This window comes from Sphingomonas sp. Xoc002, from assembly GCF_050408055.1.
GTDB classification, from domain to species: domain Bacteria; phylum Pseudomonadota; class Alphaproteobacteria; order Sphingomonadales; family Sphingomonadaceae; genus Sphingomonas; species Sphingomonas yabuuchiae.
This window is the reverse complement of record NZ_CP191175.1, coordinates 446,941-460,026: the sequence shown is the minus strand read 5'-3', so window position 1 is coordinate 460,026 and position 13,086 is coordinate 446,941. Positions and strand designations below refer to the sequence as shown.

Genomic DNA, 13,086 nt, shown 5'->3' with positions numbered 1-13,086 from the left:
GCGGGTGCGATCAGTCGGCGACTTTCTGTGCCGTCACGATCCGGGCGTCGCTGCCCAGCGTATAGAGATAGGCCTTTCGTTGCTCCGAGCCGGGGCGGTAACGGCGCAACGTGCGCGTCTGTTCGCGGGTCAGGGCGAAGCGGACATAGCCCGACTGGACCAGACACCGGTCGACTTCGGATTGCAATTGCGACTGCAGGGCATCGACCTGCCGGTCCGGGGCATAGGCGCGCCGCAGCAGCATCTGGCGCGTGCTGATATCGAACGTGTCGTCGGTCGGGACGATCGGGGCGACGTTACTCTCGCGATCCAGGACGGCGGCGCCGCGCACATAGCGTTTCGTCGCCTCGTCTCCCGCCACGTCGCGCCGGGCCGCCTGCAACATGCAGGCACGGCTGCCGCCGTCGAAAGCCTCCCGCGAAGCACCGGGCCTGCCCCAGCTATAGGCCTGGGGAGTTGCGGCCAGGGCGGATGACGACACGCACAACAGGGCAAGCGCAAGACCGATCTTCGGCATGACCTCTCCTCGGTTTCCAGGTCGCGAAGCTACCCGAAAAGGTCGGGCACGTCATGTCTTTCGCATTCTCCACAGCAAAGATGCCGCAGCCAAGACGTCTGCTTACGCCGTCAGACCCGGCGCAACATACATTGGTGAAAACCGATTCACCCTTTCTTTTCCTATGCTGACTATGGACGGAAAATTCGTCGAATTTGGAACAGGATACTGCCATGGGGCGGTCCGGACCGGGCTATAAAAACCGCGAAGCGCGCCGACAGGTTCTGATCCCCTGTCGTATCAAGTCCGTCCGGGGCTGGGGCGATGCGTGTATTCACAACATCTCGTCGCGGGGCATGATGATCGCCTGTGACGATCCGCTCGCGCCGGGTGAATATCTGGATCTGCGGCGCGGTCGTCAGGTGGTGATCGGCCGGGTCGTCTGGCGGCGCGACCGATTCTCGGGCGTCCGTACGCAGGATGTGATCAGCGCCGATGCGCTGGTCAACGAGCCCCGCCTGGAAGCCCGCCCGGTCGGCACGCGTCGCAGCGAGGATCGCTCCACCCTGCGCCAGACCATGGCGGGGGAGATCGACGCCGCCCGGCGGATGGAGCGCAGCCGCTCGGTGTCGCAGGCGATGCAGTTCGGTGCGCTCGGGCTGTTCGGGCTGGTCGCCGCCGCGACCATCGCGATCCAGGTCGGCCATGTGCTGGCCGCGCCGGCCGCGCAGATCACCCGGGCCCTGTCGCGGTAACCCGAAGGGCCGGTCAGTCCGGATCGGCCTGCAACGCCGCCGCCAGCCAGTCGGGGCGGATCGCGTCGCCCAGCGCCTCGACGCGGCGATGCTCGACCATCAGGCCCAGTTCCGGATAGGTCGCGCGGGTCCGGTCGCCCGCCTCGCCCAGGGGAGCGACGACCAGCCGCCGATTGACCTTCGAGCGGTGGTGCATCCGCGCCGTATTCTCCTGCCCGACATAACAGCCCTTGGTGAAGCTGACGCCGTTCAGCTCGCGCGCATTGCATTCCAGCCAGAGCGTCTCGCCCGAGCCCAGCTCGCCGACACCCTCGGTCACGCCCAGCGACAGCCGGTGCGCGGTCCAGCCGCTCGCCGCCTCCCCTGCCGGGGCGAGCCAGCGATGGCCCAATTCGGGCAGGCGCGGATCATGGGGGCGTCTCTCGGCACTGCGGCTCCAATGGACGGCCAGTCCCTCGACCGGATCGATCGCGATCGCGCGGCGCAGGCGATACATGCCCAGCCGCCGTGCCAGCGCCTCGGCCTGCGACGCCTCCGCGTCGACCAGCACCGCCTCGCCCTCGGCCCATAGGAGGAAGTCGAACAGCGCCTTGCCCTGCGGCGTCAGCAGCGCGGCCCAGCGCGGGGCATCCGGCGTCAGGCCCACGACATCCTGCGTTACCAACCCTTGCAGGAAACCGCGCACATCCTCGCCCGCGATACGGATCAGGCGGCGATCGGAGAGGGTCGTCGCGGCGGTCCTCGCGGGAATGGCTGTTGGGGTGGCATCGGTCATGACCGCAAGGTAGGAGGGCGTGACCCTATGCGAAAGGCCCGTTTGCCATGACCTTCGACCTGCTTCTCTCCGGCGGCACCGTCCACACCCCCGGCGGCCCCGTCCGCGCCGATGTCGGCGTGCGCGACGGCCGGATCGTGGCGATCGGGGCAAAAGGCGATGCGGGCCGGGTGATCGACTGCACCGGCCTCGACATCCTGCCCGGCGTGATCGACAGCCAGGTGCATTTCCGCGAGCCCGGCCTGATGCACAAGGAAGACCTGGCCTCCGGCAGCCGCGCCGCGGTGATGGGCGGCGTCACCGCCGTCTTCGAGATGCCCAATACCAAGCCGAACACCGATTCGGCCGAGGCGATCACCGACAAGCTGACCCGCGCCAGGACGATGTTCTGCGACCACGCCTTTTACGTGGGCGCCACCAACCACAATGCCCGCGACCTCGCCGAGCTGGAGCGGATGCCGGGCACGGCGGGCGTGAAGATCTTCATGGGCGCCTCGACCGGCGACCTGCTGGTGTCGGAGGATGCGCGGCTGGCCGAAGTGCTCGCCTCGGGCCATCGCCGCGTCGCGATCCATGCCGAGGACGAGGACCGGATGAACGCCCGCGCCGACCAGCGGATCGAGGGCGATCCGTCGTCGCACCCGGTCTGGCGCGACGACGAGAGCGCGCTGCTCGCTACCCGTCGCATCCTGCGCCTGGCGCGCGAGGCGAATCGCCGCATCCACATCCTGCACGTCACCACGCCCGCCGAGCTGGAATATATCGCGCAGCACAAGGACATCGCGACCTGCGAAGTCACGCCGCAGCATCTGACGCTGGCGGGCGAGGAGGCCTATCCGCGTCTCGGCACGCTGGCGCAGATGAACCCGCCGATCCGCTCGGGCGCGCATCGCGACGGGCTGTGGCACTGGCTGAACCAGGGCGTGCCCGACGTGATCGGCTCGGACCATGCGCCGCACACGCTGGAGGAAAAGGCCAAGCCCTATCCGGGCAGCCCCAGCGGCATGCCGGGGGTGCAGACGCTGCTGCCGCTGCTGCTCGACCATGCCGCGAATGGCCGCCTGTCGCTTCAGCGCGTGATCGAGCTGACCAGTGCGGGCGCGCAGCGCATCTTCGGCATCGTCGGCAAGGGGCGGATCGCGGCGGGCTACGATGCCGACTTCACCATCGTCGACCTGAAGAAGCGCTGGACCATCGAGGATCAGTGGCTCCAGTCCAAGTGCGGCTGGTCGCCCTTCACCGGCATGGAACTGACCGGCAAGCCGATCGGCACCATCGTGCGCGGCCAGGTGGCGATGTGGGAAGACCAGCTCGCCGATGCGCCGACCGGCCAGCCGATCCGCTTCGAGGCGGTCGACTTCGGATGAGCGAGAGCCGGTGGGTGCGGGACATCCGGGTCTATTGCCCGGTCGCACCCGCCACGCTCGCGGCGCTGATGGCGGGCCATCCGGCGGCGGTGGAAGACGATCCCACCGCCGCCGCGCTGCTGGCGATCCTGCGCACAGCCCCGCTGGGCGATTTCGGGCGATATCGCGAAGTGGTCGAGCTGGCGCTCGGCTATGAGGGGTTCCGGCCGGGCGCGGGCGCGGTGCCGACCCTGGGCAAGGTCGGTGCGGCGAGCTGGTCGCCGACCGTCATCCTGACCGCCATCTATGATGCGGAGGCGGATGTGGAGGCGCTGGCGGACGCCCTGCTCGCCGCGCATCCCTGGGACGTGCCGGTGATGGCCGTCAGCGAGCCTTATCGCTTGCTGGTGCGGGGATAGGCCAAGGGAATCCCCCGGCCCTCAAGACCCGATCAGAACGGCAACCACCGCGCCTTGTGCGTGAAGTTCATATAGCCGACATTGACGCCCGCGCGCCAACCGACGCCCAGCCGCACCGGGATCAGCACGACATTGCCGCGCCGCAAATAGGTCGCCGCGAACCCGCCGACGAAATACAGCCGCCCCTCGGCCGCCGGGAAGCGGTGGAACAGCTCCTCGGTGTCGTAGAGGTTGTAGACCAGCACGAACACCTTGTTCGCATCGCCGCCGATATCGAAGCCCAGCGACGGCCCGGTCCAATAGACCGGCATCTGCCCCTCGACCTTGTGGGTCATCACCCCCGAGCCATAGCGCAGGCCGACGACGAACGCGCCCGATGCCTCGCGCCCGGCGATATAGGCGTTGGGCCGACCCTGTTCGCGCAGGATACGCTCGATGATGCCCGCCAGCCCCTCGGCGCCCTGTCCGAACACACCCTCGCCCGCCGCCAGCAGGTCGTCGCGCTCGAACGTATCGGCGGCCTGCGTCGTCTGGGCCGCGCGCGAATCGGGGGTGCCGGGCGTGGTCGTGACCGGCGGTTGCTGGGCGGGCGGGGTCGACTGGGCCGGCGGATCATAGTCCTGCGGCGGTGCGCTCTGCTGGGGCGCGGGGCGCGAAGGCTGGGTGCCGAGGTCGCTGTCGATACCCTGATTGGGGTCGATCGTGCGGACCTGCGCCGCAACCGGCGCGGTGGCGACCATGGCCAGGCCAGCCAGCAGGGACAGACGCCATGACAGGCCCAGACAGACGATACGCATGAATTCTCAACTCCCCCGGCGAACCGATAGGCCACGTTAACCAGCCCGCAGCTTGCGGCGCAATGAATGACGAAATGGGGATTAGTCGATTTTCCTGATAAAATCCCGCCCAGACCCGGTTGATTGCCTCCACCGGCCCCGCTATAGCCGCACCTCGCCGCAGCCGGAGACGTGGGTGAGTGGCTGAAACCAACGCTTTGCTAAAGCGTCGTACGGGAAACCGTACCGAGGGTTCGAATCCCTCCGTCTCCGCCATATTGCGCCGCCGCTTCCCGACATTCGATCGACCGCCCGGACGGGCCCCCGCCACAGGCGCGCCCCGGATGCTGCGCGTCCGGCATGCCTGAGGACATCCCATGAGCCAGACCACCATTCACGCCATGGGCGAACAGCATCTGGTCCATCGCACGGGCTGGCTTCGCGCCGCCGTGCTGGGGGCCAATGACGGCATCATCTCGGTCTCCAGCCTGATCGTCGGCGTCGCGGCCGCGCCGGGTGCGACGGCGGGCGCCGTGCTGGTGGCCGGGATCGCCGCTCTGGTCGGCGGCGCGCTGTCGATGGCGGCGGGGGAATATGTCTCGGTCAGTTCGCAGGCCGATACCGAGCAGGCCGATCTGGCACGCGAGGCGGCGGAGCTTGTCCGTGCGCCGCTGGCCGAAACGCACGAACTGGCTGCGATCTACGAACAGCGCGGGGTCGAGGCGGGGCTGGCGCGGCAGGTGGCCGAGCAGATGATGGCGCATGACGCGCTGGGCGCGCATCGCCGTGACGAACTGGGGCTGGCCGATGACGGCGGCTCCGACCCGCTCCAGGCGGCACTGTTTTCGGCGGGGGCGTTCAGCGCGGGCGCGATCCTGCCCGTACTGGCCGCCGCGCTGTCGCCCCGGGCCTGGGTCCTCTATCTGACGCCCGCGACGGCGCTGGTCCTGCTGGCGGTACTGGGCGCGCTCGGCGCGAAAGCGGGCGGCGCGCCGGTCGGGCGCGGCATGGCGCGCGTGGTCCTGCTGGGCGCGCTGGCGATGGGCGTGACCGCGCTGATCGGCACGCTGACCGGCACGGTGATCTGACGATAGTATAGAAGCTTTAGGCCCTCCCCTTCAGGGGCGGGGAGGTTCAGTAAGGCGGGGCGATCTTCGCCCGCTGTTCCCGCGCGGCCTGGGTCCACCAGGCGAGATCGTCGGCGAAGCGCGGAAAGCTGCGCGACAGCGCGGCCCCGCCATCGCCGGTCGGCTGGCCCTCGGCATCCAGCGTCTGGCCGATGCCACCGACGGTCAGCGTGCTGGACACCACGACCATCCCCATTTCGCCCAGCGTGCCGTGCCAGGCGACGCTGGCATGTGCGCCCGCCAGCCGCCCGGCCGAATAGCTGGCGATGGCGGCGGGGCGCCAATACCATTCCTCCAGGAAGTGATCGGTCAGGTTCTTCAACCCCGGCTGCTGCCCCCAATTATATTCGCCGGTCACGAAGACGAAGGCATCGGCGGCGCGGATCTTGGCGGCGAGCGTCTCCATCGCCTCGGGCGCTTCACCGGCGGGATATTCCTTGTACATCCGGTCCAGCATGGGCAGCCCGACCGCCTTGGCGTCGATCAGCTCGGGTTCGGCACCGCGTTCGCGGAAGGATCGGACCAGATAATCGGCCAGCCGGATGCCCTGCCGATCGGATCGGTAGGAGCCGTAGAAGATCAGGATATGGTCGGCCATCAGATGTCTCCCCAAGGTCTGCCCTGCACAACGCGAGGGGGCGTGGCGGCGATCCGGCCTCACCCCTTGGCGGCGGTGGCGGCCAGTTCCTCCAGGTCCAGGTCATGTTCCAGATCGTGCAGCGTCTCGTCGTCGATCTCGCCCGCGCGGTGCAGGCGGACCAGTTCGGCGCGACCCGCCGTGACGGCGGCGATGATGACGTCGAAATGGCTCGTGATCGCGGCGGTGAGTTCCTCGGCGCTGCCCTCGAAATTCTGCCCGGCCGTCGCGCGCGCCTGGTAACGGCGCAGCAGTTGCGGGTGGATCAGTCGCCCGGCATCGTCATGCGCCTCGCGCTCCACGGCGACCAACTGGGCGCGGAACATCGCCGCCTCCGCCGCATGAAGGTTGAGCGGGGGATGCGAGGTGGGGTCCTCGCGCGGTGCGGCCCGCCGGATCACCCAGCCCAGCGACGTGCCCTGTACCAGCACGGTGACGAGGATGACGACGAAGGCCGTCACCAGCATCAGGTCGCGCGCGGGCATCTGTTCGGGCAGCGACAGCGCCACCGCCAGCGTCACCACGCCGCGCATGCCCGCCCAGCTCATCACCAGCGCGGCGCGCCCGCCGAGCGGCCGGGCGATCAGCCAGCCGAGGCGGCGCAGGCCCGCCACGATCGCATCGACCCCGAAAATCCATATGAACCGCGCGACGATCACCGCCGCCACGATGACCAGCACCGGCAGGCCCATCGTGTCGATCACCACCGCCGGGTCGCCGACCCGCTCCGACAGGCCGCGCAGCGACAGGCCGATCAGGGTGAACACCGCCGCTTCGAGCAGGAAGACCAGCACCTGCCAGAACGCCACGGTCCGGATGCGGACGCTCGCGCTGAACACGACATGCTGGTACCAGCCGCAGGTCAGCCCCGCCGTGACCACCGCGATCACGCCCGAGACATGGAGCAGCTCGCCCGCGATATAGGCGCTCCAGCAGACCAGCAGCGTCAGCGCGATCATCAGCGTATCGTCGCCGAGCCGCCGGAGCAGCAGGACCCAGGCCGCGCCGATCGCCGCACCGACCGCGATCCCGCCCAGTACCAGCAGGAAGAAGCTGCCCACCGCCGCGCCCAGGCTGAACCCTCCGGTCAGGACGGCGGCGACGGCGAAGCGGAACAGCACCAGCCCGGCGGCATCGTTGAGCAGGCTCTCGCCCTCCAGCAGCGTCGACAGCCGTCGCGGCAGGCGCACGCGCTGCAACACCGCGCGTGCCGACACCGCATCGGGCGGCGACAGGATCGCGCCCAGCGCGACACAGGCAGCCCAGGGCAGCGCGGGCAGCAACAGCTTGGTCACGACCGCGACGATGGCGGTGGTGAAGAACACTGCGCCGACCGCCAGCGACAATATCCCGACCATGTGCCGTCGAAACGGCGCGATCGCGGTGAACCACGCGCCGTCCATCAACAGCGGCGGCAGGAAGAGGACCAGCACCAACTCGGGATCGATGGTGATCCCCGGCAGGCCGGGCATGAAGGCGATCGCCCCGCCCCCGACGATCAGCGCGGCGGCGGGCGGCAGCGACAGCCGATGCGCCAGATAATGCAGCCCGACCACCGCCAGGAACATGGCGATGATCAGTTCGAAACCCTCCGCCGGATGCACCGCCCTGCTCTCCCCCCGCTGCGACGATCAAGGGAAAGCGCAGAAAGGGCGCAAAATCAACAAGATTGGCCGTTTCCTTACCCTTGCAGGATACCCCCGACGAAACTCCCCCCACCATCCCGGCGAAGGCCGGGGTGGTGCATGCTCTGGAGCGACGGCCCGACATTCGCAGGGGTATCCTTGCAGGGCAGGATCGTTTCACACCCCCTTGGCAGTCGGCATGCACGGCGCGGGATCGGCGACCCAGTCATGGTCGTAGCTGGCGGGCACGGTCTCGCCCTGGCCGACGCCGGGCTTCGTCCCCTTCGGCGCATAGAAGATCCAGGCCATGCTGTTGTCGAAGGCGTCGATCCGGCCATTGTCGCGCGCCGCCATGGCGGCATCGATCTCGGGCTGTTCGACGCGCGAGCCCCGGACCATGCGGATGGTGCCGTCGCGCATCTGCCAGGCGCGGCGGTAATGGCGGCCGAACATCATCGTGTCGAAACTGGGCTTGGACGACCATTGCTTCGCGTCGGTGCCTGTGGGCAGGCGGACAGTGGTGACGTGGCAGCTATATTCGGGCTTGGAATAGAAGGGCACGCCCTGCGGCTGATCGGCACTGCGCACGCGGCGATCGGGCGGGCTGAAGCCGCCGCCGGGCAGTGCGAAGGAGCGGCCGCCGTCATCATCCTTGTCCCAGTCGACGGTGCCGGTGCCTGCGATCGTCAGGATGCTGGCCTGCGCCGTCTGGTCGTAACGCCACTGCACGCTGTCGATCGCCTGCCAGAAATCGCCGGTCAGTTGCTGGCGAAAGGCATCGAGCATCTGCCCCGGCGTCACCGCCGAGAACTGCATCTGCTGCTGAAGCCCCGCGACGCCGCGCGTGATCGTCGTGGAGGTGATCCTGGCGGGCTTGTCGAACCCGGCCCGCGTGTCGATGTCGTACAGCGTCGTCTCGTCCGGCACGTCGGCCAGCGGCCGGTTCAGCTTTTCCAGCGCCTCACCGCGCGTGGTCAGCGGCAAGACCCATTGCACCGGAAAGACCGGGCGCGCAGCGGGCGGCACGACGGCGGGCATCGTGCCGTCCAGCCAATAGGTTGCGCCATCGACATGCGCACGGACCAGCACATGGTCGAACAGCTGCGGCCCCGACAGACGCTGCTCGAACCCGTCATCGGCGGCATTGGAATTGACGAGCACCGCCTCCGCCTCGATCCCCAGTTCGCGGAGCAGGGCCAGCAGCAGCGCGGTCTTGCCCTTGCAGTCGCCATAGCGCCGCTGCCACGTCTCGTCGGCCGAGGCGGGTGTCAGGTTGCCGCCGTTCAGCCCGACATAGATGTAGCGGACATCCTGCTGGACGAGCTTCAGCGCGGCCGCCGCCCGGTCGAGCGGCCTGGGCGCAGCCGCGGCGATCCGCGCCGCTTCCTGGCGCAGCGGCGAATTGGGCGCGAGGATCGCCGCCTTGGTATAGAGCGGGGCGAAGTGGCGGGACACCGAGGGCCAGTCGGCGAAATCGCTATATTCGACGATGCGCTGCCACTGGTAACGCGGCGGCGCATCCTTGGGTGGGGTCAGCGTCGCGGGATTGTCGAAGTGGAAGTCGACGCCATTATCCCGCGTCTTCAGCGCGGCGGTCATGTCCGGGCTGATCTTCAGCTGCGGCTTGTGCCCGGCCTCCCAGTTCAGCCCCAGATGATAGCGACCGGGCGCCGGGCTGGCGGCCAGCACCAGCAGGCCCGATGCCTTGCCGCCCATGGTGGGGTCCTTGGCAAAGGTCGTCCATTCGACCTCCAGCTCATCGCCGACGCGCAGGTCGGGCACGCGCAGCACGGCGGTCAGCGTGCCGTCGAGCATCGCCTCTTCCAGCTTGCCCTCGCGGCGCAGCACCTCGAACGCGGCGGCCTTCATCGCATCGATCGTCTGGCCGTCGCGAATGACATGGATGCCGTGGACGATCGGCGGCCCTGCCGCCGGGTCCCAGGCGATGGCGATATTGCCGATCTGCAGGGCGTTGGATTGCAGGATCTTGATGCGATAGCCCATATATTGGGCCTGCCCCTGGTCGGTGATGTGCGCCACGACATCCTGTCGGCGCATGAAGACCGGGCCACCGACATCGGCGGGTACCGCCAGCGGTTCGGACCGCGTGACCCAGGCAGGGACCGGCCCTGCTTGCGGGCCGCGCTCGGCCGCTACGGGCCGCCCCGCCTGTTTCGCTGCCTGCTTTGCCGCATTCTGGGCCCCGGCGCCCACCGCCACCAATACCGACACCAGCGCCCACACCGGGGCGATCGCCATTACGCCACGCAACCTCATAGTCCCCCCATCCTCCCCGGATGGCGACCATAGTGGCCAAAACAGCGGCGGGCGCAAGCCGCGCCATGCTTGCCCCAGTCCGGGCGATGGTGCATCGCCCGGGTCCCACGGCTGAGTTTGGCCCATGATCTGGGGGAGCGTCCATGCCCGTCACCGACATCGCCACCCGCGTCTATAATCATGGCTGGCGGCTCGACCCGGTCGTGCGCAGCCTGCTGGATACCGATTTCTACAAGCTGCTGATGCTGCAGATGATCCGGCGGCTTCATCCGGAGGTGACGGCGACCTTTTCGCTCATCAACCGCAGCAAGCATGTCCGGCTGGCCGAAGTGATCGACGAAGCCGAACTGCGCGAACAGCTCGACCATGCGCGTTCGCTCCGGTTCGGCAAGAAGGAGCTGATTTGGCTGGCGGGCAACAGCTTCTACGGCAAGCAGCGCATGTTCTCGCCCGAGTTCCTCGACTGGCTCGCCCGCTTCCAGTTGCCCGATTACGAGCTGCGCACCGTGGACGGGCAGTTCGAGCTGCATTTCGACGGCCCCTGGGCCGAGACGACGATGTGGGAAATCCCGGCACTCGCCATCGTCAACGAACTGCGCTCGCGCGCCGCACTGAAGGGCAAGGGGCGGTTCGAGCTCGACATCCTCTATGCCCGCGCCAAGGCCAAGCTGTGGGACAAGGTCGAGCGGCTGCGCGATCTGCCCGATCTGGTTCTCTCCGATTTCGGTACGCGGCGGCGGCACGGTTTCCTGTGGCAGCGCTGGTGCGTCGAGGCGCTGAAGGAAGGGCTGGGGGACCGGTTTATTGGTTCGTCCAACGTGCTGCTGGCGATGGACAATGACCTGGAGGCGATCGGCACCAACGCGCATGAGCTGCCGATGGTGATGGCCGCGCTCGCCTCCGACGATGCGGGCGTAGCGGCGGCGCCGTACCGGGTGCTGGAGGAGTGGCAGGCGCTGTATGACGGCAACCTGCTGATCGCGCTGCCCGATGCGTTCGGGACCACCGCCTTCTTGCGCAATGCGCCCGACTGGCTGGCCGACTGGACGGGCTTTCGCCCCGACTCCATGCCGCCGATCGAGGGGGGCGAGCAAATCATCGCCTGGTGGCAGGCGCATGGCCGCGACCCGCGCCGCAAGCTGCTGATCTTTTCGGACGGCATGGATGTCGACAGTATCGAAGCGACCTATCGCCATTTCCATGGCCGGGTGCGGATGAGCTTCGGCTGGGGCACCAACCTGACCAACGACTTCCGCGACTGCGATCCGGCGGGCGCGGCGGGGCTGGAGCCGATCTCGCTGGTGGCCAAGGTCATCAGCGCGGATGGGCATCCGGCGGTCAAGCTGTCCGACAATCCTGCCAAGGCGACCGGCGATCCGGCCGAAATCGAACGTTACCTGCGCATCTTCGGCGAGGATGGACGCCACGCCAAGGCGGTCCGGGTGTGACGGGATAGCCGTTGCTGGCAGGGGCGGTTCGGACGCCGGAATGTCACGCCGGGATCGATCGACATTCGTAATGCCGCCTTTCCCCTCTCCCTTAAGAGGGGGATCGGTGGAGCCTGCTTGAGTAGCTGGCTAGCGCAGCCTGAGTAAGGGGTGGACCGAGCCTCCGGCGAGCAAGCTTGGCTACCCCCCTCCCCTCGCATTGCGGACAAGAAAAAAGGAGGCCGGCTTTCGCCGACCTCCCTCTTTTCGCAATCAACCTTGGTTGAGCGTGGCTTACTGGCCAGCGCCCGGACCGTAGGTGATCTCGACGCGACGGTTCTGGACCTCGCGGACGCCGTCGGCGGTCTGAACGCGCAGCTTGTCGCGCTGTTCGCCGAAGGCTTCCGTGGCGATCGAGCCATCGGGGATCGAATGCGAGGTCATGTACGCCTTCACCGCGTCGGCACGACGCTGCGACAGACCCATGTTGTACTTCGGCGTACCCGACGTGTCGGTGAAGCCTGCAACCATCACGCGGGCATTGCCGCAGCTCTGGTACTGGGTGATCGCGTTGTCGAGGATCGACGCTGCTTCCGGGGTGATGTCCGACTTGTTCCACTCGAAGAACACGATGAACGGACCCGGCGAGCACGGCACGGCCTCGGGAGCCGGCGGCGGGGGCGGCGGGGGAGGAGGCGGCGGGGGCGGCGGGGGCGGCGGCGGAGGCGGCGGAGCGGCCGGCTCACCGAAGTTGTACGCCACGCCACCCAGCAGCGAGTGCGACCGGAAACGGCCGTCATGCGTGTTGTTGGCGACGTCGACCAGCTTGACGTTCTCGGCGTTGAAGAAGCGATACTTCAGCGTCGCGTCGATGTGGTCGGTCAGCGGTGCACGGATGCCCGCCAGAGCCTGCCACGCGAACACGGTGTCCGAGTCGTTCAGGAAGTCGGCCTGATTGTTGAGCTTGTAGTTCGCCTTGACGCGAGCCACACCGACACCGCCGCCGACGAAGCCCTGGATGCCGTCGTCAGCACCGAAGTCGAGCAAGCCGTTCAGCATGAAGCTGAGCGCCGAGGTCGAACCACCGGCATAGCTGTAGCTGCCGGCCGGAACGGTGCCAGCACCGATGCCGGTGTTGGTCAGCGTGGTCGAGCTGTAGCCGTCAACCGTCGCGCGGCGATAGCCGACTTCGGTTTCCAGACGGAAACCACCGAAGTCGTAACCCATCACGCCGTCAACGTCGTAACCATAGTCATGGTCGACGGTCGCAACGCCGGTGCGCGTGCCGGTGACATCATAATCGATGTCTTCGACGATCATCCCGCCGCCTTCGATGCCGACGTACCACGACTTGTCGCGGGCGAGGGCAGGCGAAGCCAGAGCGGTGGAGGCGAGTGCCAGAACAATGGCAAGCTTCCGCATCATA

Annotated in this window: 12 protein-coding genes and 1 tRNA gene; 6 read left to right on the top strand and 7 right to left on the bottom strand. The window is 68.0% G+C overall.

Annotation, left to right across the window (positions count from 1 at the left end; genetic code table 11):
- Window positions 1-10: 10 nt before the first annotated feature.
- Window positions 11-517, bottom strand: a complete 507-nt coding sequence (locus tag ACQR50_RS02260; protein WP_428969650.1) for a hypothetical protein — start codon at window positions 515-517, stop codon at window positions 11-13.
- Between the two features lie 212 nt (window positions 518-729).
- Here ACQR50_RS02260 and ACQR50_RS02255 point away from each other — a divergent pair, with 212 nt between their 5' ends.
- On the top strand, window positions 730-1,251 hold the full coding sequence (locus tag ACQR50_RS02255) for a PilZ domain-containing protein (protein WP_428969649.1): 522 nt from the start codon (window positions 730-732) through the stop codon (window positions 1,249-1,251).
- Between the two features lie 13 nt (window positions 1,252-1,264).
- Here ACQR50_RS02255 and ACQR50_RS02250 read toward each other — a convergent pair whose 3' ends face one another.
- Window positions 1,265-2,026 (bottom strand): YgfZ/GcvT domain-containing protein, encoded by a 762-nt coding sequence (locus ACQR50_RS02250; RefSeq protein WP_428969648.1) that lies wholly within the window; start codon window positions 2,024-2,026, stop codon window positions 1,265-1,267.
- 47 nt (window positions 2,027-2,073) lie between these two features.
- Here ACQR50_RS02250 and ACQR50_RS02245 point away from each other — a divergent pair, with 47 nt between their 5' ends.
- A complete protein-coding gene (locus ACQR50_RS02245; RefSeq protein WP_428969647.1) occupies window positions 2,074-3,393 on the top strand; it encodes a dihydroorotase in 1,320 nt (439 codons plus the stop codon).
- Complete coding sequence (locus ACQR50_RS02240; RefSeq protein WP_428969646.1) at window positions 3,390-3,791, top strand: hypothetical protein; 402 nt, start codon at window positions 3,390-3,392, stop codon at window positions 3,789-3,791. Before ACQR50_RS02245 ends, ACQR50_RS02240 begins: the two co-directional genes overlap by 4 nt.
- A gap of 32 nt (window positions 3,792-3,823) precedes the next feature.
- On the opposite strand, the gene ACQR50_RS02235 is transcribed toward ACQR50_RS02240, so the two are convergent.
- Window positions 3,824-4,588, bottom strand: coding sequence for an EipA family protein (locus ACQR50_RS02235; RefSeq protein WP_428969645.1), 765 nt, complete (start codon window positions 4,586-4,588; stop codon window positions 3,824-3,826).
- 165 nt (window positions 4,589-4,753) lie between these two features.
- Here ACQR50_RS02235 and ACQR50_RS02230 point away from each other — a divergent pair.
- Window positions 4,754-4,843, top strand: a tRNA-Ser gene (locus ACQR50_RS02230).
- Window positions 4,844-4,944: 101 nt separating this feature from the next.
- Window positions 4,945-5,655, top strand: coding sequence for a VIT1/CCC1 transporter family protein (locus ACQR50_RS02225; RefSeq protein ID WP_428969644.1), 711 nt, complete (start codon window positions 4,945-4,947; stop codon window positions 5,653-5,655).
- A 46-nt stretch (window positions 5,656-5,701) separates the two neighbouring features.
- On the opposite strand, the gene ACQR50_RS02220 is transcribed toward ACQR50_RS02225, so the two are convergent.
- The 3 genes from ACQR50_RS02220 to ACQR50_RS02210 form a co-directional block, all read right to left on the bottom strand.
- Window positions 5,702-6,292 (bottom strand): NADPH-dependent FMN reductase, encoded by a 591-nt coding sequence (locus ACQR50_RS02220; protein ID WP_428969643.1) that lies wholly within the window; start codon window positions 6,290-6,292, stop codon window positions 5,702-5,704.
- A 59-nt stretch (window positions 6,293-6,351) separates the two neighbouring features.
- On the bottom strand, window positions 6,352-7,935 hold the full coding sequence (locus tag ACQR50_RS02215; RefSeq protein WP_428969642.1) for a Na+/H+ antiporter: 1,584 nt from the start codon (window positions 7,933-7,935) through the stop codon (window positions 6,352-6,354).
- 198 nt (window positions 7,936-8,133) lie between these two features.
- Window positions 8,134-10,215 (bottom strand): DUF3857 domain-containing protein, encoded by a 2,082-nt coding sequence (locus ACQR50_RS02210; RefSeq protein ID WP_428969641.1) that lies wholly within the window; start codon window positions 10,213-10,215, stop codon window positions 8,134-8,136.
- A 161-nt stretch (window positions 10,216-10,376) separates the two neighbouring features.
- Between ACQR50_RS02210 and pncB the strand changes: the two genes are divergently transcribed.
- Complete coding sequence (gene pncB, locus ACQR50_RS02205; RefSeq protein WP_428969640.1) at window positions 10,377-11,681, top strand: nicotinate phosphoribosyltransferase; 1,305 nt, start codon at window positions 10,377-10,379, stop codon at window positions 11,679-11,681.
- Between the two features lie 273 nt (window positions 11,682-11,954).
- On the opposite strand, the gene ACQR50_RS02200 is transcribed toward pncB, so the two are convergent.
- Complete coding sequence (locus tag ACQR50_RS02200) at window positions 11,955-13,082, bottom strand: OmpA family protein (protein ID WP_428969639.1); 1,128 nt, start codon at window positions 13,080-13,082, stop codon at window positions 11,955-11,957.
- Window positions 13,083-13,086 lie beyond the last annotated feature (4 nt).

Excerpts from the sequence above, each read along its gene's own strand:
- ACQR50_RS02260 (WP_428969650.1), bottom strand. The coding sequence starts at position 517 with ATGCCGAAGATCGGTCTTGCGCTTGCCCTGTTGTGCGTGTCGTCATCC.
- ACQR50_RS02255 (WP_428969649.1), top strand. The coding sequence starts at position 730 with ATGGGGCGGTCCGGACCGGGCTATAAAAACCGCGAAGCGCGCCGACAG.
- ACQR50_RS02250 (WP_428969648.1), bottom strand. The coding sequence starts at position 2,026 with ATGACCGATGCCACCCCAACAGCCATTCCCGCGAGGACCGCCGCGACG.
- ACQR50_RS02245 (WP_428969647.1), top strand. The coding sequence starts at position 2,074 with ATGACCTTCGACCTGCTTCTCTCCGGCGGCACCGTCCACACCCCCGGC.
- ACQR50_RS02240 (WP_428969646.1), top strand. The coding sequence starts at position 3,390 with ATGAGCGAGAGCCGGTGGGTGCGGGACATCCGGGTCTATTGCCCGGTC.
- ACQR50_RS02235 (WP_428969645.1), bottom strand. The coding sequence starts at position 4,588 with ATGCGTATCGTCTGTCTGGGCCTGTCATGGCGTCTGTCCCTGCTGGCT.
- ACQR50_RS02225 (WP_428969644.1), top strand. The coding sequence starts at position 4,945 with ATGAGCCAGACCACCATTCACGCCATGGGCGAACAGCATCTGGTCCAT.
- ACQR50_RS02220 (WP_428969643.1), bottom strand. The coding sequence starts at position 6,292 with ATGGCCGACCATATCCTGATCTTCTACGGCTCCTACCGATCCGATCGG.
- ACQR50_RS02210 (WP_428969641.1), bottom strand. The coding sequence starts at position 10,215 with ATGGCGATCGCCCCGGTGTGGGCGCTGGTGTCGGTATTGGTGGCGGTG.
- pncB (WP_428969640.1), top strand. The coding sequence starts at position 10,377 with ATGCCCGTCACCGACATCGCCACCCGCGTCTATAATCATGGCTGGCGG.
- ACQR50_RS02200 (WP_428969639.1), bottom strand. The coding sequence starts at position 13,082 with ATGCGGAAGCTTGCCATTGTTCTGGCACTCGCCTCCACCGCTCTGGCT.